Source organism: Tabrizicola sp. (assembly GCF_016793705.1).
Taxonomy (GTDB): domain Bacteria; phylum Pseudomonadota; class Alphaproteobacteria; order Rhodobacterales; family Rhodobacteraceae; genus Tabrizicola.
Genome location: NZ_JAEULO010000026.1, coordinates 15,296 through 37,089, shown reverse-complemented (window position 1 = coordinate 37,089; position 21,794 = coordinate 15,296). Strand labels below are relative to the sequence as shown.

Sequence of the window (21,794 nt, the reverse complement as noted above, 5' to 3'; positions counted from 1 at the left end):
GCGCGGTTTCCGTCTCATGATTCCCCTCCGCCCCAACGAAACCGTCCTCTGGGAAGGCGCCCCCGTCCCCGGCCTGCACCAGCGCAGCAAGGCGGTCTTCCTGATGGTCTTCGGCCTGCCCTTCCTCGCCCTCGGCGTCGCGCTCTTCCTCTTCGGCCTGCACCGGCTGACACAGGCCCCCACCACCTCGGACGCCGGGCTTGCGCTCTTCCTCACCGCTTTCGCCCTGCCCTTCGGCGGGCTCGGGGCCTTCCTCGTCTTCGGCCCGCTCATCCATGCCCGCACCGCCCATCGCGACATCCGTTACGCGCTGACCACCCGCGCCGCCTATGTCATGCGGCAAGGGCGATTTCCCAGCCTCAAGGTCTACCCGATCCTGCCCTACACCGCGCTGGAACTGGAGCCGGGTCCGCGCGCCGGTACGGTTTGGCTGCACGCCCGGCTCGAACGCGACTCGGATGGCGATCTCGGCACCACCAAATCGGGCTTTGAAAACATCGCCGAAGCCGAGAAGGTGTTCCTCATGATCCGCGACCTTCAGGACAAAGCCCCATGACCCCCGACCCCGGCCGCAAGCCCACCAGGGAGGAGATGCGCCAGGGCGGCATGGTGGCCGCGGCCGTCCTCGTCTTCATCGCCGTCTTCACCACCATCTTCGTCTGGATCGCCTGATGGCCCGGATCGAACCCGACCCCATCCTCGGCACCGTCACCCCCTTGCAGGAGGGCGAGTCCCTCGTCGCCGAGTTCCGCGCCGACCGGTCGGCCTATTGGCGCAGCCACCTGATCATGGCGGTGGTCCTCGGGGCAGCTGCGGGGCTGATACTGGTCTGGCTGGGCAACCCCTGGCCCGTCGCCGGTCCCCTGGGCGCGGTACTCGCCATCGGCGCGCGGGCGGCTTACCTGGCGTCCGAGGCGCTCAACGAGACCTGGCGGCTGACCGACCGGCGGCTGCTCGGTCCCGGTGGCCGGGCGGTCCCGCTGGCACAACTGCGCTCCGCCCGGCCCTTCCTCGGCGCCGTCCAGATCACCACCGCGACCGGCGACCGCGCCCTGATCAAATACCAGGCCGACCCCGCCGCCACCGCCGCCCGCATCATGGGGGATCGCCGATGACCACGCTCACCATTCCCGCCAACGACCGGCACGGCGTCCGGGTCTTTGCCGCCCGCCTGACCCCCGAGGACCTGAAGCGCGACAAGACCCGGCTTGTGGGAGAACTGCTCGGCGACCCGGACCTCGACCCCGCCTTCGTCGAGCTTTTCGACCTGGCCGACCTCTCCGGCCTCGGGCTCGCGGGCTACCTGGCCGAGGGCCTGGGCGTGCCCGAAACCGCCCTTGCCGCCGACCGCGCACGGCTGGAGGCTGTGACCGGGCCAGTGCTGATCCTGCTCTCCAAGGCGCTGCATGGCCGTGCCGCAACCCTCACGCCCGACCCGCGCCTGACGCTCGTCGGCACCTATGCCGAGGAGCGCCCGCCGGTACATTTCGAGCCGCTGCCCACCGCCGGCGCCCAAGGCACGCTGATCCCGGACCTGCCGCCCGACCGGACGCCGCAGCGTCCGACCTCGGCCTTCCTGCTTCTGGGAGCGGCCCTCGTCCTCGTGGCGCTGGTCGCGCTCTGGCTCGCTCTGGGGTGAGTTCCGGTGGACAAGCCGCCCGAGCCGTCGCATATCGGGCCAGCCCTTCGGACGGACCGCCCATGACAACGCTCCACTTCGCCAACGCCCGCCTGATCGACCCCGAGGCCGGGACCGATACCACGGGAAGCCTGACGGTGAAGGACGGTGCTATTCTGTCGCGCGACGCGAAGGCCCCGAAGGGTGCGGGGATCATCGACTGCGGCGGCAAGTGTCTCGCCCCCGGCATCGTCGACTGGGGCGTCAAGATCGGCGAGCCGGGCGAGCGGCACCGCGAAAGCTTCGGCTCGGCTGGGCAGGCGGCGGTGGCGGGTGGCGTGACCACGATCATCGCCCGGCCCGACACCGCCCCCGCCATCGACACGCCCGAGACACTGGAATTCGTCACCCGCCGCGCGGCCGGGGCCCCGGTCCGCATCCGCCACATGGCCGCGCTCACCAAGGGCCGCGAGGGGCGCGAGATGACCGAGATCGGCTTCCTGCGCGACGCGGGTGCCATCGCCTTCACCGATGTCTTCCGCGTCTCGACCGAGGCGAAGGGCGTCAGCCGCGCCATGGCCTATGCCCGGTCGCTGGGCGCGCTGGTCGTCGGCCATCCGCAGGATCCCGGCCTCTCTTCCGGGGCTTCGGCCACCTCCGGCAAGTTCGCCAGCCTGCGCGGCATCCCGGCGGTGTCGCCGATGGCCGAGCGGATGGGGCTGGAGCGCGACCTGGCGCTGGCCGAGCTGACGGGGGTGCGCTACCACGCCGACCAGATCACCTCCGCCCGCGCCCTGCCCGCGCTGACCCGCGCCAAGGCCGCCGGGCTGGACGTGACGGCCGGGACCTCGATCCACCATCTGACGCTGAACGAATTCGACGTGGGCGATTACCGGACCTTCTTCAAGTTCACTCCACCGCTCAGGTCGGAACAGGACCGGCTGGCGATGGTGGCGGCGGTGGCCGAGGGCACCATCGACGTGATCTCCTCGATGCACACCCCCGCCGACGAGGAATCGAAGCGCCTCCCCTTCGAGGAGGCCGCACCGGGGGCCGTCGCACTGGAAACCTTCCTTCCGGCGGCGATGCGGCTTTTCCATGCCGGGCATCTGGACCTGCCCTCGCTCTTCCGGGCAATGGCGCTGAACCCGGCGAACCGGCTGGGCCTGCCGCAGGGGCGGCTGGCGCTGGGGGCGCCCGCAGACCTGGTGCTCTTCGATCCCGACGCGCCCTTCCTGATGGACCGCTTCAAACTGCGGTCGAAGTCGAAGAACACCCCGTTTGACGGCGCACGGATGGAGGGTAAGGTGCTGGCAACCTGGGTCGGCGGGACCCAGGTCTTTGCAGCGGAAGACTGACCCATGCCTGAACTGGTGACCTCGCAGGGCGTCCTGCTGCTGACTGCCGTGCTGGGCTATCTGCTGGGGTCGATTCCCTTCGGCATCCTCGTCACCCGGGCGATGGGGCTTGGGGACCTGCGCTCCATCGGGTCGGGCAACATCGGGGCCACGAACGTGCTGCGGACGGGGAACAAGGGCGCCGCGCTGGCGACGCTTCTCCTCGATGGCGGCAAGGGAGCGGCGGCGGTGCTGCTCGCCCGCGGGTTCGTCGGAGAGGACGCGGCGCAGGTAGCGGGATTTGCCGCATTTATCGGACATCTCTACCCGGTCTGGCTGGGGTTCAGGGGCGGCAAGGGGGTGGCGACCTTCCTCGGCCTCTTCCTCGCGCTCGACTGGCGGGTCGGGGTCGCGCTGTGCCTGACCTGGCTGGTGACGGCAGCGGTGACGCGGGTCTCGTCGATTGCCGCGCTGGTGGCGGCGGCGAGTGCGGGGGGGTGGATCCTCTGGCTGACCGACGGCAGCCTCCTGGTGCTGGCGCTGGTCCTGACGGTGCTGGTCTATGTCCGGCATTCCGAGAATCTGAAGCGGATCAAGGCGGGGACCGAGCCGCGGATCGGGCGGAAGAAGACCAGCTGACCGCCATGCGTGGCGTGATTTTCGATCCAATGAAATCAATGGGTCGGATGCCGAGGTTACGATCCGGCAACCTTGATCCTCAACCCTGCGCCGCGCGTTCCACCAGCCGAAGCACCACCCGCGTCGACAGCGCCATGTCCTGAACCGAAATCCACTCGCGTGGGCCGTGAAGTTCCTGCATGCCCGTGAACACGTTCGGACAGGGCACGCCCATCTCGGTCAGGCGAGAGCCATCGGTGCCGCCGCGGATCGGGACCGACACCGGCTCGACCCCGAGATCACGGCAGGCCGCTTGCGCCAGTTCGACCGGCGCCATGTCCTTTTCCAGCCAGTAGCGCATGTTGCGATACTGCGGCTTGATCTCGCAGGTGACCTTTGCCCGGGGCTCGGTCGCTGCCACCGCCTCGCAGACCTGACGCAGGAGCGCGCCCTTCGCGGCCAGCCCGGTCAGTTCGAAGTCGCGCAGGATGAAGCGCAACTCGCATTCTGCCGCCGTGCCACGCATTTCGTAGATCATGAGGAAGCCCTCGCGGTCTGCGGTCGTCTCGGGGGTCAGGCGCGCCTGCGGCAGGGTGGCGATGACCTTGGCCCCAAGGTGCAATGCATTGACCAACTTGTCCTTGGCCGTGCCCGGATGGACGGACACGCCCTCGATCTTCACCACGGCCCCGTCGGCGGAGAAGCTTTCGTATTCGATCTCGCCCGCCGCCCCGCCGTCGAGAGTATAGGCGAAGTCGGCCTGAATATCATTGGCCAGCCGGGGATCGACCCCGCGCCCGATTTCCTCGTCGGGGGTGAAGGCGATGCGGATTGGCCCGTGCGCAATGCCGGGGTTGGCAATCAGGTGCCGCGCGGCGGCCATGATGACCGCGACACCGGACTTGTCGTCCGCGCCCAGAAGCGTCGTGCCCGAGGCCGTGATGATGTCATGGCCAAGCCGGGTGCCGAGATAGGGTGAATCCTCCGGCGAAAGCTCCAGATCGGGCGCATCGGGAAAGCGGATCGGCCCGCCGTTGTAGCCCCGGATCACGCGCGGCTTGACCCCGGTGGCATTGAAAGCGGGGGCAGTGTCGACATGGGCCAGGAAGCCGATGGTCGGCCCCTTGGCCGTTGCCGGGACGGTGGCAAGGACGGTGCCGTAGTCGGTGAGCGTCACCTCCTCGGCCCCGATCGCGCGCAGTTCCTCGACCAGAAGGTTCAGCAGGTCGAACTGCCGTGCGGTGCTGGGGGCGGTCTTGCTGTCTTCGTCGCTTTGGGTATCGATCGTGCAGTAGCGGATGAGACGCTCTTCCAGCTCGCGGTCGAATTCGGTGCGCATGATGGGTCCCTTACAGCGAGGCGGCGTCGTAAAGCGGGGTCAGGCTGTGGCCCCAGGGTCCGTTGTAAAGGTCGAGCCAGTTGTCCGCCTGGACCTTGCCGGTCTTCAGGCTTTCGACCAGCGGGAGGAGCTGGACTTCTTCGCCCAGGCCCCGCGCGACCAGCCCCGCATGGGAGAGGCCCACCGCAGCGCGGGCGAGGTCAAGAAGCTTGACCCCTCCGGCTTCGCCTTGCAGGGCCGAGACGGAGGCGGCAACGCGCAGCCCTTCGCGGGTCTCGGCGTCGAGGCCCCTGACCAGGTCCCAGGCGGAATCGAGCGCGGTTTGGTCATACATCAGCCCGACCCAGAAGGCAGGCAGTGCTGCGATATGCGTCTGATCGCCGCAATCGGCGCCGCGCATCTCGATGAACTTCTTCGCCCGCGCCTCGGGGAAGACGGTGGTCATGTGGTCGGCCCAGTCAGAGAGCGTGGGCTTTTCGCCCGGCAGCGCCGGAAGCTTTCCGGCCAGGAAATCGCGGAAGCTCTGCCCCAGCGCGTCGATGTATTTCCCGTCGCGGTAGACGAAGTACATCGGCACGTCGAGCACCCAGTCGACATAGCGCTGAAAGCCCATGCCCTTGTCGAAGACGAAGGGCAGCATCCCGGTGCGGCTGGCGTCGAGGCTGCGCCAGATCCGGCTGCGCCAGCTGCGGAACCCGTTCGGCTTGCCCTCGAAGAAGGGCGAGGACGCGAAGAGCGCGGTGGCGACGGGTTGCAGGGCCAGCGCGACGCGGAGCTTCTGCACGAAGTCGGCTTCCGAGCCGTAGTCGAGGTTCACCTGCACGGTGCAGGTGCGGTACATCATCTGCGTGCCATGGGTGCCGACTCGGCCCATGTAGTCGGTCATCAGGCGGTAGCGGCCCTTGGGCATGACCGGCATCTGGTCGTGGGTCCATTCGGGGGCGGCGCCGATGCCCATGAACCTGACCCCCATCGGCTCGGCGATGGAACGGACCTCGTCCAGATGGTTTTGCAGCTCGGCCCCGACATCCAGCGTCGAGGTGAGGGGCGCGCCGGACAGCTCGAACTGGCCACCGGGTTCCAGGCTGATGTTGGCCCCGTTCCGGGTGAGGCCGATGACATGCTCGCCCTCGCGGAGCGGGTGCCAGCCGTAGCGGGATTCGAGTTGGGCGAATATCGCCGAGATCGAGCGGTCGCCGGCATAGGGGAGCGGCAGGCGGGTGTCGGTCAGCCAGCCGAATTTCTCGTGCTCGGCGCCGATGCGCCAGTCGGCGGCGGGCTTGCAGCCGGACTCCATGTAGGCGGCGAGCTGGTCGAAGCTTTCGATGGGTCCGCCGCCGGACTGAGGGATGGACATGGAACGGGCTCCGGGACTGCGCTGGTTCGGCTGGGGTCCGGCCTTCAAAACCGGACGCCAAGCGGTGTCAGGGGGCGGGGGGCAAGTCAAGGGGGCGCGAAGGGAGTTGGCGGGCTGTCCACGGTGGACAGGAAATCCGTCGCAACAGAATCAACGGGTTGCGCGCGGACGTTATAGTTCTGTTAGGATTTGAACAGATGAATTGTCGCGTTTGCCGGTCCTTTGGCGAGCCCTCCGGTCTAAAAATTTTCTAGAAAATTTTTAGACCGGGACCATGCCGGCGCCTTTGCGGGCCCAGATCAGGCGGTCGACCTCGGCCAGCGCGATCACGCGACTGTCCGAAGGGGGAGCGTCGGACCCAAGGGCGGCGACCAGTGCGGCCATATCGATGCCGGGCAGCGTGGCGAAAGCGTCGAAGAGCGCCTCGGCCCCGTCGGATTCGACCGGGATGTGCAGAAGCTGGCCGTCGGCCTGTTTCAGCTTCCAGATACGGCGGCCACGCAGCGTGAGGAGGCGAAGCTCCACCAGGTCCGGCAGTCCGACGAAGCCGCCGACGCGCGGGCCGTAATAGGCGATCTGCGCCTCGGTGACGCGGACGATGCCAGGGGCTTCGCCCTCTTGCTGAAAGCGCAGCCGTCGCCAGGCGGTGTGTGCCCAGCCCGCACCCATGGCAAGGAGCGCCAGGCCGAGGGGGGTGAGGAAGTAGCCGCCTCGCGTGGCGGTCCAGAGCCCCAGCAGGGCCAGACTGGCTGCGACCAGCACCTCGCGCCAACGAAGGGCGGCTGCGGCCAGTTCGGGGCGGATGAAGCTCAACGCCAGTCCCCGCAGGCGGCCTGCCAGAGGGTGAGGGCGGCGACGGCGGCGGTGTCGGCGCGGAGGATCCTCGGGCCGAGGCTGAGGGGGATGACGTTGGGCTTGCCGCGCAGCTTCCCGGCCTCCTCGGCGGAGAAGCCGCCCTCGGGGCCGATCAGGATGGCGGCGGGGCCTCGGGTGGGGGCGATGGTGGCAGGTTGGTCGAGGGCAGTCTCGTCGCACCAGTAGAGGCGGCGGTCTGCGGGCCATTTCGTCAGGAGCCTGTCGAGGGGCTGGAGGTCGGTGACTTCGGGAACATGGGTCGCGCCGCATTGTTCGGCGGCCTCGATGGCATGGGCTTGCAGACGGTCCTGCCGGATGCGCTCGGCGTTGGTGTGGCGGGTCTGGACGGGGAGGATGCGGGCGGCGCCAAGTTCGACCGCCTTCTCGACGATGAAATCGGTGCGGGCCTTCTTGATCGGCGCGAAGAGGAGCCAGAGGTCGGGAGGCAGCTGGAGGGGCCGGGTCTGCGTGTCGGAGATGACGATGGCGCTGCGTTTCGTCGCCTCTGCCAAGGTGGCACGCCATTCGCCATCCTTGCCGTTGAAGAGCAGGATGGCCGCACCCGTGCCAAGCCGCATGACGCCGGTCAGGTAGTGCGCCTGCTCCGGCGACAGGCGCACCGCTTGCCCCGGGGCAAGGGGCTGATCTACATAGAGCCTGATCTTTGCATCCATGAGCATGAACCTATGAGCCAAGCGCCCGAATTGCCAGAGGCCGCCCCTTCCGGCCAGGTCGCGGATGCGCCAAAGGCGAATTGGGTGGACCTCTATGCCCCGGGTCCGGCGCGGCCCTATCTGCGACTGAGCCGGGCGGACCGGCCGATCGGAACCTGGCTTCTGCTGATCCCCTGTCTCTGGGCGCTGGCTCTGGCGGGGGGCGTCGGAGGGTTCCGGGGCTGGGACCTGTGGCTCGCGCTGTCCTGTGGTGTCGGGGCGTTCCTGATGCGCGGAGCGGGCTGCACCTGGAACGACATCACAGACCGGGACATCGACGCGCAGGTGGCGCGGACGCGGTCGCGGCCGCTGCCCTCGGGTCAGGTGACGGTGAGGGGGGCGTTGGCCTGGATGGCGGCGCAGGCGCTGGCGGCGGCGGCGATCCTGTTCAGCTACAACTGGCTGGCGGTGGGGCTGGGGGTCGCCTCTCTGGCGCTGGTCGCGATCTATCCCTTTGCCAAGCGCTTCACCTGGTGGCCGCAGGTTTTCCTGGGGCTGGCGTTCAACTGGGGCGCGCTGCTGGCCTGGGCGGCCCATGCGGGCGAGGTGCCTCCGGCGGCAGTGGCGCTGTACGCGGCGGGGATCGCCTGGACTCTGTATTACGATACGATCTATGCGCATCAGGACATCGAGGATGACGCACTGATCGGCGTGAAATCCACGGCGCGGCTGTTTGGCGACCAGAGCCGTGCCTGGCTCTGGGGATTCTTCGCGGTGACGCTGGTGCTGTTCGCCCTTGCCGTGGTGCTGGCCCATGCCGGGGCGCATCGGCCGCTGGCCTTCGTCGTGGCGCTGGCGGGCGTTTGGACGATGGGGCTGCAAATGGGTTGGCAGATGCGCCATCTGGACCTGGATGACCCGGCGTCATGCCGGACGACATTCTGGTCGAACCGGGACGCCGGGCTGATCCCCTTGCCGTTTCTTGCCGCTGCCGCATGGCTTGGTTGAACCCGGTCGCGCGAACCCCTAGGAAGCAGGGGGCGCGCTCAAGGCGCCTGAGTCTATCGGAAGTCCATTGTTGCTGCCTCATCTTCGCAAGCTCAACCCGACCACCCTGGCGCTTCTGGCCTTCATCCTGGCCGCCGGGGTGATGTTCTCGGTCGCCTACAGCGCGGCGCTGGTGATCGAACAGCGGACCGAGAAAGCGGTGACGGCAAGGCTTCATGCCGAGAAGATCGACTGGATCACCGTCACCACCGAGGGGTTGCAGGTGCGGCTCACGGGGACCGCACCGAACGAAGCGGCGCGGTTCCGGGCGGTGAACAAGGTGGGCGAGGTCATCGACAGCTCGCGCATTCGCGACCGGCTGGACGTGGCGCCGACGACCGGGATCGAGGCGCCGAAGTTCTCGGTCGAGATGCTGCGGACCGAGGACGAGGTGCAGTTGAGCGGGCTGATCCCGGAAACCCCCGGCGACGGCGGGATGAGCGAAGAGGACCTTGCGGCGGCGGCGGCGGCGCTGGCGCAGGGGAGCGAACTGCCCGACATGCTGGAGACGGCGGATTATCCCGCCCCGGCGCACTGGAACGAGGCCCTGGCCTTCGGGCTCAAGGCGCTGGAGCGGCTGCAACTGTCCAAGGTCTCGGTCAGCGCCGACCGCGTCGAGGTCAAGGCCATCGCCGACAGCGAGGAGCAGAAGCGCCAGCTGGAGCGCGATTTGCGCGCCATCGCACCCGAGGAGGTTCGGCTGGTGCTGGACATCTCGGCCCCGCGCCCGGTGATCACGCCCTTCACCCTGCGCTTCGTGGTCGATGCCGAGGGGGCGCGGTTCGACAGCTGCTCGGCGGATACGGAACGGGCGCGGGGGCAGATCCTGCGGGCGGCGGCTGCTGCGGGGGTCGAGGGCTCTCCCGTCTGCCAGCTGGGCCTTGGCACCCCGACGCCGCGTTGGGCCGAGGCGGTCGCGCTGGCGATGACGGCGGTGAAGGAGCTGGGGTCGGGGTCGATCACCTTCTCCGACGCGGATGTGACGCTCTTGGCGGGCAGCGAGGTGCCGCAGGCCACATTCGACAAGGTGGTGGGGGATCTTGAGACCGGACTGCCGGACGTCTTCTCGCTGACATCGACGCTGGAGAAGAAGGAAACCGCCACCGAGGGTCCGGCGGAGTTCACCGCGGTGCTGGCCGAGGACGGCAGGGTAGAGCTGCGCGGGCGGCTGACCGACGAGATGCAGCGGCAGGCGGTGGATGCCTTCGCGCGCTCGGCCTTTGCCGGGGCCGAGGTGCGGACCGCGACGCGGGTGGACGAGACGCTGCCCGACGGTTGGCCAGTGCGGGTGCTGGCGGGGCTGAAGGCGCTGGCCGAGGTCGAGCACGGCAGGCTCCTGGTGCGGGCCGACCTGGTGGAAGTGACGGGGGTCACCGGCTCGAAGGAGGCGCGGGGGCGGATCACGCAGATCCTGTCCGAGGAGCTGGGCCAGGGCGAGACCTTCCGGGTCAATGTGCGCTATGACGAGGCGCTGGACCCGATCGCCAGCCTGCCCACGCCCGAGGAATGCGCCGCGAATGTGAACGCGGTGATCGCGCGGACGAAGATCACCTTCACGCCGTCCTCGGCCGAGATCGCCACCACGGCGCGGCCGGTGCTGGACGAGCTGGCGGCGATCCTGTCGAACTGCCCGCCGATGCAGATGGAGATCGGTGGCCATACCGACAGCCAGGGGTCCGAGGGCGGCAACCAGGCGCTGTCCCAGGCGCGGGCCGAGGCGGTGCTCTTGGCCTTGCAGGGCCGTCGGGTGGATGTCTCCGGAATGACGGCGCTTGGCTATGGCGAGGCGCAGCCGATTGCCGACAACCAGACCGAGGAAGGCCGCGAGGCCAACCGGCGGATCGAATTCGTGCTGAAGGGCAGCACGGTCGCCAGTGTCGAGGCGGACAGCACCGAGACCGCCCCCGGCGCGGAGGGCGGAGTGGCCCCTGCCCCGGCGGAAGACGCCGCCGCCTCCGGCCCCGATTTCTCGGGCGATACCAGCCCCTCGGTCGCCCCGACCGAAAAGACCATGGCTCCGAAGCCCCGCCCCGAAGGCCTGAAGGCCGAGGAATAAAGATGAACCGCACCGAATTCGTTGTCGCCACCGCCATCATCCTGCTGGTCGCCTTCGCGATGGGCTGGTTCACCCACTGGCTTCTGCACCGCTTCACAAGGGTCCAGGGCGGCGACATGGCCGAGATGGACAAGCTGGCGCAGTCGCTGCACGAGGCGGAGGAACTGCGCGACCAGGCGCTGGCCTATCTCGAGCAGCGCGAGGCGGAACTGACCAACCACATCAGCCAGACCGAGGCCGAGTTGAAGGCCGCGATGGAGGGATTGCGCGACGCAAGGCACGAGGCCGAGGAGATGCGGGCCTATATCGAGCGGATGCACGCGAACGGGTGAAGGGCGGGGCAAATTCCTTCGAAGGAATTCGGCAAATCTTTTCGAAGAGATTTGCGGCCCCCTGTCGGAACAAGTCCAGCTTGCCGGGGATTTGACCGAGGCCTGGCCTGAAGCTGGCCTTGGAACTGGACATACCCTGCCCCGCATGGCACCTGTCTGCCCAAAGCATAAGGAGGCCCACCCATGCTCGATTCCGTGACCGATCTCGCATCGCTGCTGAAAGACCCGTCGCTTCTGGTGTTCAAGTCCTATGTCGCTGGCGAGTGGATCGAAGCCGACGACGGCTCAACCTTCCCGGTGACGAACCCCGCTCGTGGCGACGTGATCTGCCAGTTGCCGAACCTTGGCCGGGTGGAAGCCGCCCGCGCGATCAAGGCTGCCCATGCTGCGCACCGCGAATGGGCCAAGCGCACCGGCAAGGAACGCGCGCAGGTGCTGCGCAAGTGGTTCGACCTGTGCATGGCGAACCAGGACGACCTGGCGACGATCCTGACCGCCGAGATGGGCAAGCCGCTGGCCGAGGCCAAGGGCGAAATCGCCTATGGCTCCAGCTACATCGAGTTCTACGGCGAGGAAGCCAAGCGCACCTATGGCGACATCATCCCCGGCCACCAGCGCGACAAACGCATCCATGTGCTGAAGCAGCCCATCGGGGTTGCGGCCTCGATCACGCCCTGGAACTTCCCCAATGCGATGATCGCGCGGAAGGTCGCCCCTGCCCTTGCGGCGGGCTGTGGTTTCGTGGCGCGCCCGGCGGCGGAGACGCCGCTGTCTGCGCTGGCGCTGGCGGTTCTGGCGGAGCGCGCAGGGGTTCCGGCGGGTCTCTTCTCGGTCATCACCTCGAAGCGGTCGTCGGACATCGGGAAAGAGTTCTGCGAGAACCCCTTGATCCGCAAGCTGACCTTCACCGGGTCGACCGAGGTGGGCCGCATCCTGTTGAAACAGGCGGCGGACCAGGTGCTGAAATGCTCGATGGAGCTGGGCGGCAATGCGCCCTTCATCGTCTTCGACGACGCCGATCTGGATCTGGCGGTGGAAGGGGCGATGATCTCGAAGTTCCGCAACAACGGCCAGACCTGCGTCTGCGCCAACCGGATCTACGTGCAGGCCGGGGTCTATGACGCCTTCGCCAAGAAGCTGACGGCGGCGGTCGAGAAGCTTTCCATCGGCGACGGGCTGAAGGCTGGCGTTACCACCGGCCCGCTGATCAACGAAGCCGCGATGGACAAGGTCGAGGAGCATATCGCCGACGTGCTGGCCGGGGGCGGCAAGGTCGTGACCGGGGGCAAGCGGCACGAGCTGGGCGGGTCGTTCTTCCAGCCGACGGTCGTGACTGGGGTGAAGCCCGACATGAAGGTGGCGACCGAGGAAACCTTCGGGCCGCTCGCGCCCTTGTTCAGGTTCGACACCGAGGAAGAGGTGATCGAGCTGGCGAATGCCACGATCTTCGGGTTGGCGTCGTATTTCTATGCCCGCGACATCGGGCGGATCACCCGGGTGCAGGAAGCGCTGGAATACGGGATGGTGGGCGTGAACACCGGCCTGATCTCCAACGAGATGGCGCCCTTCGGCGGGGTCAAGCAGTCGGGCCTCGGGCGCGAAGGGTCGCGCCACGGGATCGACGACTACATGGAGCTGAAATACGTCTGCCTGTCGGTCTGACCGGGCAGACGATGGTTCCACAAGGGGCGGCTTTCGGGCCGCCCTTTTTTGTTGCTGTGCATTTACGCAGCCCTTTGCCGCAGGTGGGGCCCTCTGGAAGGTCGGCTGGCGATGCACTAGCTTTTCGGTTCAGGTTCAACGGATGCAAGGTTCAGCCATGCCGAACGACTATACCCCGCCAAAGGTCTGGAAATGGGAGCAGCCCTCGGGCGGTACTTTCGCAAGCATCAACCGTCCCGTCGCCGGGCCGACGCATGACAAGGCGCTGCCGGTGGGCAAGCATCCCTTGCAGCTTTATTCGCTGGCGACACCGAACGGGATCAAGGTGACGATCCTCCTGGAGGAGCTGCTGGAGGCGGGGTTCGATGCCGAATACGACGCCTGGCTGATCGAGATCGGCAAGGGCGACCAGTTCGGGTCCGGCTTCGTCGAGGTGAACCCGAATTCCAAGATCCCGGCGCTGATGGATCACGGCGCGAACCCGCCCCAACGGGTGTTCGAGTCTGCCTCGATCATGCTGTATCTGGCCGAGAAGTTCGGCGGGGCCTTCATCCCGAAGGATCCTTCGGAGCGGGCCGAGATGTTCAGCTGGCTGTTCTGGCAGATGGGCTCGGCGCCCTTCGTCGGCGGGGGGTTCGGGCATTTCTACGCCTATGCTCCGGTGAAGATCGAATATGCGATCAACCGCTATGCGATGGAGGCCAAGCGCCAGCTGGACGTGCTCGACCGGCATCTGGCCACGCATGAGTGGATGGCGGGGGAATATTCGCTGGCCGACATGGCGATCTGGGCCTGGTACGGCGGCCTGGTCCTGGGCCGGTCCTACAACGCGGCGGAATTCCTGGATGCGGACAGCTACAAGCACGTCATGGCCTGGGCCCGGCGCATCGACGCCCGCCCGGCAGTGATCCGGGGCCGCAAGGTCAACCGGACCTGGGGCGAACCCTGGGAGCAGCTGCCGGAGCGCCATTCGGCGGCAGATTTCGACAAGCTGCCCAAGGCGCCCTGAGCCGCAGATCGGATGGATTGAGCCAGCCCGGGGCTTCGCCTAGGCTGGCCGCAAGACCGACCGGGAGAGCGCGACATGACACCCCACCGCATTGCCGTCGTCACCGGAGCCGCAGGAGGATTGGCGCGCGCCTTCGTCGACCGGCTTCTCCTGGACGGGATGACGGTGGTGGGCGTCGACATCGACGGCCCTGCCCTGCTGGCGATGGCGGCGGACCGTGCGGGATTCGTGGCCGAGGCGGTGGACCTGACCGACCCCGAGGCGATTGCCGACCTGTTCGACCGGCTGACCGTGCGCTTCGGCGGGGTGGACGCGCTGGTGAACAACGCCGGGACCTGCTTCATGTCGGATTTCCCCGACATCCCGGCGGCAGAGCTGGACCGGCAGATGGCGATCAACTTCTCCTCGGCCTTCCATTGCTGCCAGGGGGCGGTGAAGGCGATGGCCGGCCGGCCGGGGGTGCGGAAGATCGTCAACATCTCGTCGAACGGCGCCTACAATTTCGATGTCTTCGACCCGCCGCACTATCGGGCATCCAAGGCGGCGATGGACACGCTGACCAAGGATCTTGCGCGGCGCTATGCACGCGAGAAGATCGCGGTGAACTCCATCGCGCCGGCGATGACCGAGACGCCCCTCTTCAACGTGCTGACCGAGGAGGTACTGGCGAAGGCGATCGGCGCGATGCCGCACGGGCAGGCGATGCAGCCGGAGGAGATTGCGGCCTGGGTGGGTTTCCTGATCTCGCCTGCGGGGAATGTGTGTTCGGGGAACGTGATCATCCTGAACCAGGGGCGCGACGTGCGGTGAAGGGGACCAAATTCCTTCAGTAAGGAATTTGACAAGAATTTTACTTAAAATTCTTGGGGTTGCGCGAGGGGGCGGATGAAGGTCACCATACACAAGCTGTTCGACTACCTGCTGGAGACCACCGCCGCCGAGCCGCCGGAGTGTTTCATCGGGTTTTCGCTCGCGCGCTCGCCCCGGCTGAAAGACTTCCTCGCGGAGCTCGACCCCGCGCTGTCGCTGGACTGGAACGGCAAGAGCTTCCTCGGCCTTCCGGCCCTGCGGCAGCGGGTGCTGGATCAGGCAGGGCTGGACCTGCCCCCGGACAGCGTGCTGATCACGGCAGGGGCGGCGGAGGCGAACTACCTACTGTTCCGGCAGTTGCTGAGTGCGGGCGACGAGGTGATCACCGAGGCTCCCGGCTGGCCGCAGGCAGGCGTCATGGCGAAGGCCATCGGCGCACGGCTGGTGGAGGTTCCCCGCGACGAGGCGCAAGGCTGGGCGCTGGACCCCGACTGGGTGGCACGGGCGATCACGCCCCGGACGCGGATGATCTTCCTGACCAATCCGAACAACCCCACCGGGCGGCTGATCCCCGAGGCCGATCTGCATGCGCTGGCGGCACTGGCCGAGCGGCACGGCATCTGGCTGGTGGTGGACGAGGTCTATGCGGGGCTGGAATGGGTTGGCGCGCGACTGCCCTCCATCGCCGGGTTGACGCGGTTCGGGATCACCACGGGGTCGGTGTCGAAGGCGTTGGGGTTGCAGGGGCTGCGCACGGGCTGGATGGTCTGCCAGTCGCCCGAGGTGATCCGCGATGCGATGATCCTGCGCGAGAATAGCTCCGAGATCATGAACGTCCTTGGCGAACATATCGCCGAGATTGCGCTCAGGCCCGAGCGGCTGGCGGCGGCGCTGGGGCGGGCGCGGGCGGAAGGCGCCGAGGTGCTGGACCGGCTGGACCGTTTCGTGAGCGACGAGCCGCGCCTGAACTGGCACCGGCCCGAGGCGGGGCTGATCGGCCTGGCGCGGGTGACGGGGACCGACGGCGAATCGTTGGCGCGGGCGCTTCTGGCACCCCCCTACCGGACGTTTCTTCTGCCCGGATCGGCCTACGGCTTGGCCCACCACATCCGCATCGGGGCGGGGGGCGGTCCGGAAGCGCGGCTGGAGGAAGGTTTAGGACGGCTTTCGGCGCTGCTCGCCAGCGACCGGACTTGACGCAACCATCTGATTCATAATGCGTTATCCCATAACAAGACCGCGCTTTCCCCTAGCGCGGCGCTGATTTTGCCTAGCGGGACCGGCAGGCCCATAACCAGTGGCATCAACCCGAGCTGCTTCGGGAAACCCACGAAAGGACACGCCATGCTGCTCTCTGTCATGAATGCGAAGACCACCCTGATCGCCGGCCTGACCGCGCTTTCCATCGCGGCGGTGCCTGCCACCCCAGCGCTCGCCTGGGGTGACAAGGAACAGGGCTTCGTCGCCGGCGTCACCACCGCGATCATTGTCGACGAACTGCTGAAGAACAATCGCAAGGCCCGGCTTTATGACCGCGGCTACACCGCCACCCCGACCTATGTCGAGCCACGCCCGGTCTACGTCGAGCCACGCCACACCACGTCGATCTACGGCACGCCGGCGGCCCGCGCCTTCCAGAGCTATTCGCTGGGCGAACGCAAGGCGATCCAGCGCAACCTGCGCGCCTGGGGCTACTATCGCGGCGGGATCGACGGCGCCTTCGGGCCGGGCACCTACAATGCCGTCGCCGCCTATGCCCGCGACGAGGGCCAGAGCCTGAGGTCCACCTCTGCCGCCTATGGCGTCTACGACGGGCTGCTTTACTGACCTGACTTCCCTTGGTCCAGGATTTGAAAAGCCCCGCAACCCCCGGCCCGGCCCCCGTCCGGACCGGGGGTCTTTTTGTCCGGGGGAGGGATTTTCGCGCCCGGCCCAAGGCCCGATCCAAGGACTGCCCTTCGGCGCGCGTCCCAGATAACGTGATGCTGATGGACACGCCCGACGAGATGCTGGCGACTGCTGCTGCCCAAGGCGACCGGGCGGCCTTTGCCGTGCTGGTCGGGCGGCATTACGACCGCATCCATGGCCTTGCCTGGCGGCTGACCGGCGTGAAGGCCGAAGCCGAGGACCTGACGCAGGACATCTGCGCGGCGCTGCCGGTGAAGCTGCGGAACTGGCGCGGCGAGGCACGGTTCACCACCTGGCTGTACCGGGTGGTGGTGAATGCGGCGCATGATCTTCGTCGCCGACAGCAGACCCGCAGCCGCGCCGCGCAGGGCTGGGGCGACTGGGAGATTGCGCGACAGGACGAGATCGCGGTGCAGGCCGAGGCGGCGGACTGGCTGGCGCAGGCGATGACGCGGTTGAGCCCCGAGCTGCGCGATACGGTGGCGCTGGTGCTGGGCGAGGAGATGACGCAAGGAGAGGCGGGGGTGGTGCTGGGCGTGTCCGAGGGGACGATTGCCTGGCGGATGAGCGAAGTGAAGAAACGCCTGCGGGCCATGGCGAAGGAGGAGGCGAAATGACCGAAGATCTTGACGACCTCCGCCGCGCGCTGAAGGCGGCCCCTGCGCCGGATGACGATGCGAAGGCGCGCGCCATGCAGCTGGCGATGGAAAATTTTGACCGGCTCCAAGGATCGACCGAGCTGCCCCGTTCCAGTGAGGACCGCCACGAGGCGGCCCCCCTGAACGGAGTACGTCGCATGTTGAATTACCTGACCTCCCGCCCTGCCCTTGCCGCCACCACCTCGGTCGCGGCGCTGATCATCGGTGTCGCGGTGATCCTGCCGGTGGCCGACCTGCGCCTCGGCAAGCCGACCGTGGTCGAAGCGCCGAAGACCGTTCCGCCGGTGGAAACGCCAGTCGCGGAAGCGCCGGTGACGACCGAGGCGCAGGCCCCGGAAAAGGAAGCCGTTGCCGCGACGGGGGACGAGGCTGCGCCCGGTGTCGAGGGCACCGTCGTGACCGACAGCGCCGCCAGTGCGGCGACGGACGCGACCGTGGCGAAGCCGACGACGGTTGTCACGCCCTCGGACGAACTGGCGCGTGCCGACGATGGCAATGCCGACGCGACGCTGGCCCAGCCCGAGCCCGAGGCTCCGATGGAGATGGCGGAGGAAGCCATGCCTGCCGACCCGGCGGTTGGTGGCCTGGTGATGGATGCCGAACCGCGCCTGCGGGCGGAGGCGAAGATGGAAGGCGACGGCGCGATGGCCTATCTGCCCGCGCCCTCCACCGCGATTGCCACCGCGCCGGACATCATGCCCGCGCCGGTGGAGAACACCGAGGCCTATTCCAACGAGGCCCCGAACCCGGTGAAGATGACGGCGGAGGAGCCGGTCTCGACCTTCTCCATCGACGTGGATACCGCCTCCTATGCCGTGGTGCGGTCCTCCTTGACCGGGGGCTACCTGCCCACGCCCGAACAGGTGCGAGTGGAGGAGATGGTGAACTATTTCCCCTATGCCTATGCGGCGCCCGAGGGGGATGCGGCCTTTGCCTCGACCGTGTCGGTGATGCCGACGCCCTGGAACCCCGGCACGCGGCTCGTCACCATCGGCATCCAGGGGGCGCTGCCGGAAGTGACGGCAAGGCCGCCGCTGAACCTGGTGTTCCTGATCGACACCTCGGGGTCGATGGAGGATGCCAACAAGCTGCCGCTCTTGAAGCAGTCGCTGTCCTTGATGCTGGCGGAACTGCGGCCGGAGGATCAGGTCTCCATCGTCACCTATGCCGGGTCCGCCGGAGAGGTGCTGCCGCCGACCAAGGCCGCCGACCGCGCGGCGATCATGGCGGCGCTCGACAACCTTGCTGCCGGTGGCTCTACCGCCGGGGCCGAGGGGCTTGAGCTGGCCTATCAGGTGGCCGAGGGCATGAAGGCGGACGGTGAGGTCACGCGCATCCTGCTGGCCACCGACGGCGACTTCAACGTGGGTGTCAGCGATCCCGACGGGCTGGAGGCCTATGTCGCCAAGAAGCGCGAGAGCGGCACCTATCTGTCGGTCCTGGGCTTCGGGCGCGGCAACCTGGACGACGCGGTGATGCAGGCCTTGGCGCAGAACGGGAACGGGACGGCGGCCTATATCGACACTTTGTCGGAAGCCCGCAAGGTGCTGGTCGACCAGCTGACCGGGGCTTTGTTCCCGATTGCGGATGACGTGAAGATCCAGGTCGAATGGAACCCGGCCACGGTCGCGGAATACCGGCTGATCGGCTATGAGACGCGGTCCCTTCGCCGCGAGGATTTCAACAACGACAAGGTCGATGCGGGCGAGATCGGGGCGGGGACGCAAGTGACGGCGATCTACGAGGTGACGGCGCCGGGGTCGGATGCCTTGCTGAACGATCCCCTGCGCTATGGCGCGGCCCCGGCGGAGGGGACGGCGGGGGAACTGGGCTTCCTGCGGCTGCGCTGGAAGGCTCCCGGTGAGGACAATTCGACGCTGGTGGAAACGCCGATCACCGGGCAGGAGGCGGCGTCGACGGAAACCCGCTTCGCCGCCGCCATCGCCGGGTTCGGGCAGCTTCTGCAAGGCTCGGTCTACCTGGGCGACTGGGGCTGGGACGAGGCCATCGCGCTGGCGGTGGCGAACCGGGGCGAGGATGCCTTCGGCTACCGGGTCGAGGCGGTGAACCTGATGCGGCTGGCACAGAGCCTGGCGGCGAACTGACCGCGCAGATCACTTGCGCGTGAGGGGCCGGCCGGTGCGGGATGAAACCCGCTCCGGCTGCGTCGTTCTGTTCAGGTGGCCGCGATGGTCGCTCGCCACGGCTTCCGGCCTGCGAAGCCCGATGGAGGATTTCCGATGACCCGTTCCGTGCTTGCCTTCGCCGCTGTTGCGCTTCTGGCGGTGCCCGCCCTGGCCGAAAACATGGCCGTGATGGAGAAGGACGGCGTTCTGACCGATGCCAACGGCATGACGCTTTACATCTTCGACAAGGACGAGGGCGGCATGTCCGCCTGCTATGACAACTGCGCGGTGAACTGGCCGCCGCTGATCGCCGCCGCCGATGCCGTGGCCGAGGGCGAATACGGCCTGACCGACCGCACCGACGGCACGAAGCAGTGGACCTATGACGGGATGCCGCTGTACCTCTGGATCAAGGACACCAAGCCGGGCGACATGACGGGTGACGGCGTCAACGGCGTCTGGCACACCGCCAAGGCAGACTGACGCAAGGACCCGGCTGGCAATGCCATTCCTGGACCAGATCGAGGCCGCTATCCCGGGCCTGCGCGCCTATGCCCGGGCGCTGACGCGCGACCGCGAGGCGGCGGACGATCTGGTCCAGGACACGCTCGAGACGGCGCTGGCGCGGCAGGGTCAGTGGCGCGGCGAGGGTCCGGTGCGGGCCTGGCTGTGCCGCATCCTGATGAACCGCTTCCGCGACGGCTTGCGGCGGAACCGTCCTGCGGCCACCGTCCTGGCGCTGGTGCCGGACCTGGCCGATGCCTCCGACGCCCGTGTTGCCGAAGGACGGCTCGCGCTGTCCGAGGTTCATGCCGCGATGGGGCGCCTGCCCGAGGACCAGCGCGCGGCGTTGCTGTTGGTGGCACTGGAGGGGATGAACCTTGCCGAAGCGGCAAGCGTGCTGGGCTGTGCCGAGGGTACGCTCGCCTCGCGGCTGGCCCGGGCGCGTCAGGCCTTGCGGCAGATGACGGGGCGCGGGGCACGGTCGCCCCGGAGCGGAAAGGTAAGCGAGTGATGCCGGATATCGCGTCGATCCCTGCGGAAGAGGCCCTGCGGCTGCGGCACGGCAGCGCCTCCGATCAGGCGCGGCTTCAGGCGCTTGCGGTCGAGGATGCCGCCTTGGCCGCGCGTCTGGCTGACTGGGACCGCGAGGATGCCGCCTTGCGGGCACTTTACGCGCCGGTCGCGGACGAGCCCCTGCCTGCCCGCCTGCTGGCTCCGCTGGCGGAAGCCCGGCGCCGGTCTCCCCGCGCGACCGCGCCGTTCTGGCGCATCGCGGCTGCCGTCGCATTGCTGGCCCTGGGTTTCGCCGCCGGTTGGGGGGGCGCACTCCTCACTCAAGCCCCGCCCGCGCCGACCCTGGCGCAGGCGGCGATGACCAGCTTTGCCACCTATTCCGTCGAGACCCGGCATCCTGTCGAGGTCGGCGCCGAGGACGAAGCGCATCTGGTGCAATGGCTGTCCAAGCGGCTTGGCACACCGTTCCGCCCGCCGAACCTGTCGCAGGATGGCTTCCGGCTGATCGGCGGGCGGCTTTTGCCGGGCAGGGCCTCTCCCGCCGCGCTCTTGATGTACGAGGACGATCTGGGGCGGCGGCTGGCGCTTTACCTCACCCGCAGCGCGGATGGCGAGAGCGACCTGGCCTTTGCCGAAGAGCCCGGACGCCAGGCGTTCTGGTGGATCGAGGGCGATCTTGGTTGCGCATTGGTCGGGGACTTGCCGCGCGACACGCTGCGGCGGCTGGCCATCGCGGCCTATCACGACCTGACCGAGGCCTGACCCCAGCGGCCCGGCGGTCGTGAAAAGGGGCGCGCCGGTTTCCCGACGCGCCCCTTGGTTCCCGGGTGGGATGGCTCAGTTCACCGCTTCAGGCTTGGCCTCGATCACCGGTGTCGCACCATTCGTATGAGCGATCTCGATCCGGCGCGGCTTCATCGCCTCGGGCACTTCGCGGACGAGGTCGATGTGGAGCATCCCGTGCTCATGCACCGCGCCCGCGACGCGGACATGATCGGCAAGAGCGAAGCGGCGCTCGAAGGCGCGGGTGGCGATGCCGCGGTGCAGGTAGCTGCGTTCGGTGTCCTCGGCGGTCTTGCGGGCCGAGACGAAGAGCGCGCCATCGCGGACCTCGACGCTCAGTTCCTCGGGGGTGAAGCCGGCGACGGCGATGGAGATGCGATAGGCATCCTCGGCGGTCTTCTCGATGTTGTAGGGCGGATAGGTGGGCTGGGCCACGTCGGTGGACAGCACCCGGTCCATCAGGTCGGCGATGCGGTCGAAGCCGACGGTGGCACGGTAAAGCGGCGCGAAATCAAGGTTGCGCATTGTCATCCTCCTGGAAGCGATGTCAGGGGCCTTCCCTTTTCGGGGGCAAGGCGGGTTCAGCCGGGCCCGTCATGGCACCCGGA

The 21,794-nt window shown here is 68.0% G+C and carries 23 protein-coding genes; 18 read left to right on the top strand and 5 right to left on the bottom strand.

What is annotated here, in order from left to right; all coding sequences use genetic code 11:
* The first annotated feature begins 16 nt into the window (after positions 1-16).
* The 5 genes from JNJ68_RS05920 to plsY all read left to right on the top strand — a co-directional run bounded on the left by JNJ68_RS05920 (position 17) and on the right by plsY (position 3,594).
* A complete protein-coding gene (locus JNJ68_RS05920) occupies positions 17-556 on the top strand; it encodes a hypothetical protein (protein WP_294980141.1) in 540 nt (179 codons plus the stop codon).
* A gap of 115 nt (positions 557-671) precedes the next feature.
* A complete protein-coding gene (locus JNJ68_RS05915) occupies positions 672-1,115 on the top strand; it encodes a hypothetical protein (RefSeq protein WP_294980140.1) in 444 nt (147 codons plus the stop codon).
* Positions 1,112-1,639: a hypothetical protein gene (locus JNJ68_RS05910; RefSeq protein ID WP_294980138.1), complete on the top strand. Its 528-nt coding sequence runs from the start codon at positions 1,112-1,114 to the stop codon at positions 1,637-1,639. The genes JNJ68_RS05915 and JNJ68_RS05910 overlap by 4 nt, the downstream gene beginning before the upstream one ends.
* 62 nt (positions 1,640-1,701) lie before the next feature.
* On the top strand, positions 1,702-2,976 hold the full coding sequence (gene pyrC, locus JNJ68_RS05905; protein WP_294980136.1) for a dihydroorotase: 1,275 nt from the start codon (positions 1,702-1,704) through the stop codon (positions 2,974-2,976).
* 3 nt (positions 2,977-2,979) lie between these two features.
* Positions 2,980-3,594 (top strand): glycerol-3-phosphate 1-O-acyltransferase PlsY, encoded by a 615-nt coding sequence (gene plsY / locus JNJ68_RS05900; RefSeq protein WP_294980134.1) that lies wholly within the window; start codon positions 2,980-2,982, stop codon positions 3,592-3,594.
* Between the two features lie 79 nt (positions 3,595-3,673).
* Here plsY and pepT read toward each other — a convergent pair whose 3' ends face one another.
* The 4 genes from pepT to JNJ68_RS05880 all read right to left on the bottom strand — a co-directional run bounded on the left by pepT (position 3,674) and on the right by JNJ68_RS05880 (position 7,798).
* Complete coding sequence (gene pepT, locus JNJ68_RS05895) at positions 3,674-4,912, bottom strand: peptidase T (RefSeq protein WP_294980132.1); 1,239 nt, start codon at positions 4,910-4,912, stop codon at positions 3,674-3,676.
* 10 nt (positions 4,913-4,922) lie between these two features.
* Complete coding sequence (locus tag JNJ68_RS05890; protein ID WP_294980129.1) at positions 4,923-6,269, bottom strand: glutamate--cysteine ligase; 1,347 nt, start codon at positions 6,267-6,269, stop codon at positions 4,923-4,925.
* Between the two features lie 261 nt (positions 6,270-6,530).
* Positions 6,531-7,082 (bottom strand): hypothetical protein, encoded by a 552-nt coding sequence (locus JNJ68_RS05885; RefSeq protein WP_294980126.1) that lies wholly within the window; start codon positions 7,080-7,082, stop codon positions 6,531-6,533.
* Positions 7,079-7,798: a 16S rRNA (uracil(1498)-N(3))-methyltransferase gene (locus JNJ68_RS05880; RefSeq protein ID WP_294980124.1), complete on the bottom strand. Its 720-nt coding sequence runs from the start codon at positions 7,796-7,798 to the stop codon at positions 7,079-7,081. Before JNJ68_RS05880 ends, JNJ68_RS05885 begins: the two co-directional genes overlap by 4 nt.
* A 12-nt stretch (positions 7,799-7,810) precedes the next feature.
* Between JNJ68_RS05880 and ubiA the strand changes: the two genes are divergently transcribed.
* The 13 genes from ubiA (at position 7,811) to JNJ68_RS05815 (ending at position 21,165) form a co-directional block, all read left to right on the top strand.
* The gene (gene ubiA / locus JNJ68_RS05875) at positions 7,811-8,785 is read left to right on the top strand and encodes a 4-hydroxybenzoate octaprenyltransferase (protein WP_294980121.1); all 975 of its coding nucleotides are present in this window, start codon (positions 7,811-7,813) and stop codon (positions 8,783-8,785) included.
* 70 nt (positions 8,786-8,855) lie between these two features.
* Positions 8,856-10,880, top strand: coding sequence for an OmpA family protein (locus tag JNJ68_RS05870; RefSeq protein WP_294980119.1), 2,025 nt, complete (start codon positions 8,856-8,858; stop codon positions 10,878-10,880).
* 2 nt (positions 10,881-10,882) lie between these two features.
* Positions 10,883-11,212 carry a hypothetical protein gene (locus JNJ68_RS05865; RefSeq protein ID WP_294975935.1) on the top strand — a complete coding sequence of 110 codons (330 nt, stop codon included), beginning with the start codon at positions 10,883-10,885 and terminating at the stop codon, positions 11,210-11,212.
* Positions 11,213-11,395: 183 nt separating this feature from the next.
* Positions 11,396-12,874, top strand: a complete 1,479-nt coding sequence (locus JNJ68_RS05860) for an NAD-dependent succinate-semialdehyde dehydrogenase (RefSeq protein WP_294980117.1) — start codon at positions 11,396-11,398, stop codon at positions 12,872-12,874.
* A gap of 142 nt (positions 12,875-13,016) precedes the next feature.
* A complete protein-coding gene (gene yghU, locus JNJ68_RS05855; RefSeq protein WP_294980114.1) occupies positions 13,017-13,883 on the top strand; it encodes a glutathione-dependent disulfide-bond oxidoreductase in 867 nt (288 codons plus the stop codon).
* 75 nt (positions 13,884-13,958) lie between these two features.
* A complete protein-coding gene (locus tag JNJ68_RS05850) occupies positions 13,959-14,693 on the top strand; it encodes an SDR family oxidoreductase (RefSeq protein WP_294980111.1) in 735 nt (244 codons plus the stop codon).
* A gap of 75 nt (positions 14,694-14,768) precedes the next feature.
* Positions 14,769-15,890 carry a pyridoxal phosphate-dependent aminotransferase gene (locus tag JNJ68_RS05845; RefSeq protein ID WP_294980107.1) on the top strand — a complete coding sequence of 374 codons (1,122 nt, stop codon included), beginning with the start codon at positions 14,769-14,771 and terminating at the stop codon, positions 15,888-15,890.
* 147 nt (positions 15,891-16,037) lie between these two features.
* Complete coding sequence (locus JNJ68_RS05840) at positions 16,038-16,520, top strand: peptidoglycan-binding domain-containing protein (protein ID WP_294980104.1); 483 nt, start codon at positions 16,038-16,040, stop codon at positions 16,518-16,520.
* A 161-nt stretch (positions 16,521-16,681) separates the two neighbouring features.
* On the top strand, positions 16,682-17,218 hold the full coding sequence (locus JNJ68_RS05835) for an RNA polymerase sigma factor (RefSeq protein ID WP_294980181.1): 537 nt from the start codon (positions 16,682-16,684) through the stop codon (positions 17,216-17,218).
* Positions 17,215-19,365 (top strand): von Willebrand factor type A domain-containing protein, encoded by a 2,151-nt coding sequence (locus JNJ68_RS05830; protein WP_294980101.1) that lies wholly within the window; start codon positions 17,215-17,217, stop codon positions 19,363-19,365. The genes JNJ68_RS05835 and JNJ68_RS05830 overlap by 4 nt, the downstream gene beginning before the upstream one ends.
* A 135-nt stretch (positions 19,366-19,500) precedes the next feature.
* Entirely contained in the window at positions 19,501-19,869 is a 369-nt protein-coding gene (locus JNJ68_RS05825) for a hypothetical protein (RefSeq protein ID WP_294980098.1), read from the top strand.
* A 19-nt stretch (positions 19,870-19,888) separates the two neighbouring features.
* Positions 19,889-20,401, top strand: a complete 513-nt coding sequence (locus JNJ68_RS05820) for a sigma-70 family RNA polymerase sigma factor (RefSeq protein WP_294980095.1) — start codon at positions 19,889-19,891, stop codon at positions 20,399-20,401.
* Complete coding sequence (locus tag JNJ68_RS05815) at positions 20,401-21,165, top strand: anti-sigma factor (RefSeq protein WP_294980093.1); 765 nt, start codon at positions 20,401-20,403, stop codon at positions 21,163-21,165. Before JNJ68_RS05820 ends, JNJ68_RS05815 begins: the two co-directional genes overlap by 1 nt.
* A gap of 75 nt (positions 21,166-21,240) precedes the next feature.
* Here JNJ68_RS05815 and JNJ68_RS05810 read toward each other — a convergent pair whose 3' ends face one another.
* Positions 21,241-21,711, bottom strand: coding sequence for an Hsp20 family protein (locus JNJ68_RS05810; RefSeq protein WP_294980090.1), 471 nt, complete (start codon positions 21,709-21,711; stop codon positions 21,241-21,243).
* Positions 21,712-21,794 lie beyond the last annotated feature (83 nt).

Coding starts and splice junctions, on each gene's coding strand:
- JNJ68_RS05920 (WP_294980141.1), top strand. CDS start 17: ATGATTCCCCTCCGCCCCAACGAAACCGTCCTCTGGGAAGGCGCCCCC.
- JNJ68_RS05915 (WP_294980140.1), top strand. CDS start 672: ATGGCCCGGATCGAACCCGACCCCATCCTCGGCACCGTCACCCCCTTG.
- JNJ68_RS05910 (WP_294980138.1), top strand. CDS start 1,112: ATGACCACGCTCACCATTCCCGCCAACGACCGGCACGGCGTCCGGGTC.
- pyrC (WP_294980136.1), top strand. CDS start 1,702: ATGACAACGCTCCACTTCGCCAACGCCCGCCTGATCGACCCCGAGGCC.
- plsY (WP_294980134.1), top strand. CDS start 2,980: ATGCCTGAACTGGTGACCTCGCAGGGCGTCCTGCTGCTGACTGCCGTG.
- pepT (WP_294980132.1), bottom strand. CDS start 4,912: ATGCGCACCGAATTCGACCGCGAGCTGGAAGAGCGTCTCATCCGCTAC.
- JNJ68_RS05890 (WP_294980129.1), bottom strand. CDS start 6,269: ATGTCCATCCCTCAGTCCGGCGGCGGACCCATCGAAAGCTTCGACCAG.
- JNJ68_RS05880 (WP_294980124.1), bottom strand. CDS start 7,798: ATGGATGCAAAGATCAGGCTCTATGTAGATCAGCCCCTTGCCCCGGGG.
- ubiA (WP_294980121.1), top strand. CDS start 7,811: ATGAGCCAAGCGCCCGAATTGCCAGAGGCCGCCCCTTCCGGCCAGGTC.
- JNJ68_RS05865 (WP_294975935.1), top strand. CDS start 10,883: ATGAACCGCACCGAATTCGTTGTCGCCACCGCCATCATCCTGCTGGTC.
- JNJ68_RS05860 (WP_294980117.1), top strand. CDS start 11,396: ATGCTCGATTCCGTGACCGATCTCGCATCGCTGCTGAAAGACCCGTCG.
- yghU (WP_294980114.1), top strand. CDS start 13,017: ATGCAAGGTTCAGCCATGCCGAACGACTATACCCCGCCAAAGGTCTGG.
- JNJ68_RS05850 (WP_294980111.1), top strand. CDS start 13,959: ATGACACCCCACCGCATTGCCGTCGTCACCGGAGCCGCAGGAGGATTG.
- JNJ68_RS05845 (WP_294980107.1), top strand. CDS start 14,769: ATGAAGGTCACCATACACAAGCTGTTCGACTACCTGCTGGAGACCACC.
- JNJ68_RS05840 (WP_294980104.1), top strand. CDS start 16,038: ATGCTGCTCTCTGTCATGAATGCGAAGACCACCCTGATCGCCGGCCTG.
- JNJ68_RS05835 (WP_294980181.1), top strand. CDS start 16,682: ATGGACACGCCCGACGAGATGCTGGCGACTGCTGCTGCCCAAGGCGAC.
- JNJ68_RS05830 (WP_294980101.1), top strand. CDS start 17,215: ATGACCGAAGATCTTGACGACCTCCGCCGCGCGCTGAAGGCGGCCCCT.
- JNJ68_RS05825 (WP_294980098.1), top strand. CDS start 19,501: ATGACCCGTTCCGTGCTTGCCTTCGCCGCTGTTGCGCTTCTGGCGGTG.
- JNJ68_RS05820 (WP_294980095.1), top strand. CDS start 19,889: ATGCCATTCCTGGACCAGATCGAGGCCGCTATCCCGGGCCTGCGCGCC.
- JNJ68_RS05815 (WP_294980093.1), top strand. CDS start 20,401: ATGCCGGATATCGCGTCGATCCCTGCGGAAGAGGCCCTGCGGCTGCGG.
- JNJ68_RS05810 (WP_294980090.1), bottom strand. CDS start 21,711: ATGCGCAACCTTGATTTCGCGCCGCTTTACCGTGCCACCGTCGGCTTC.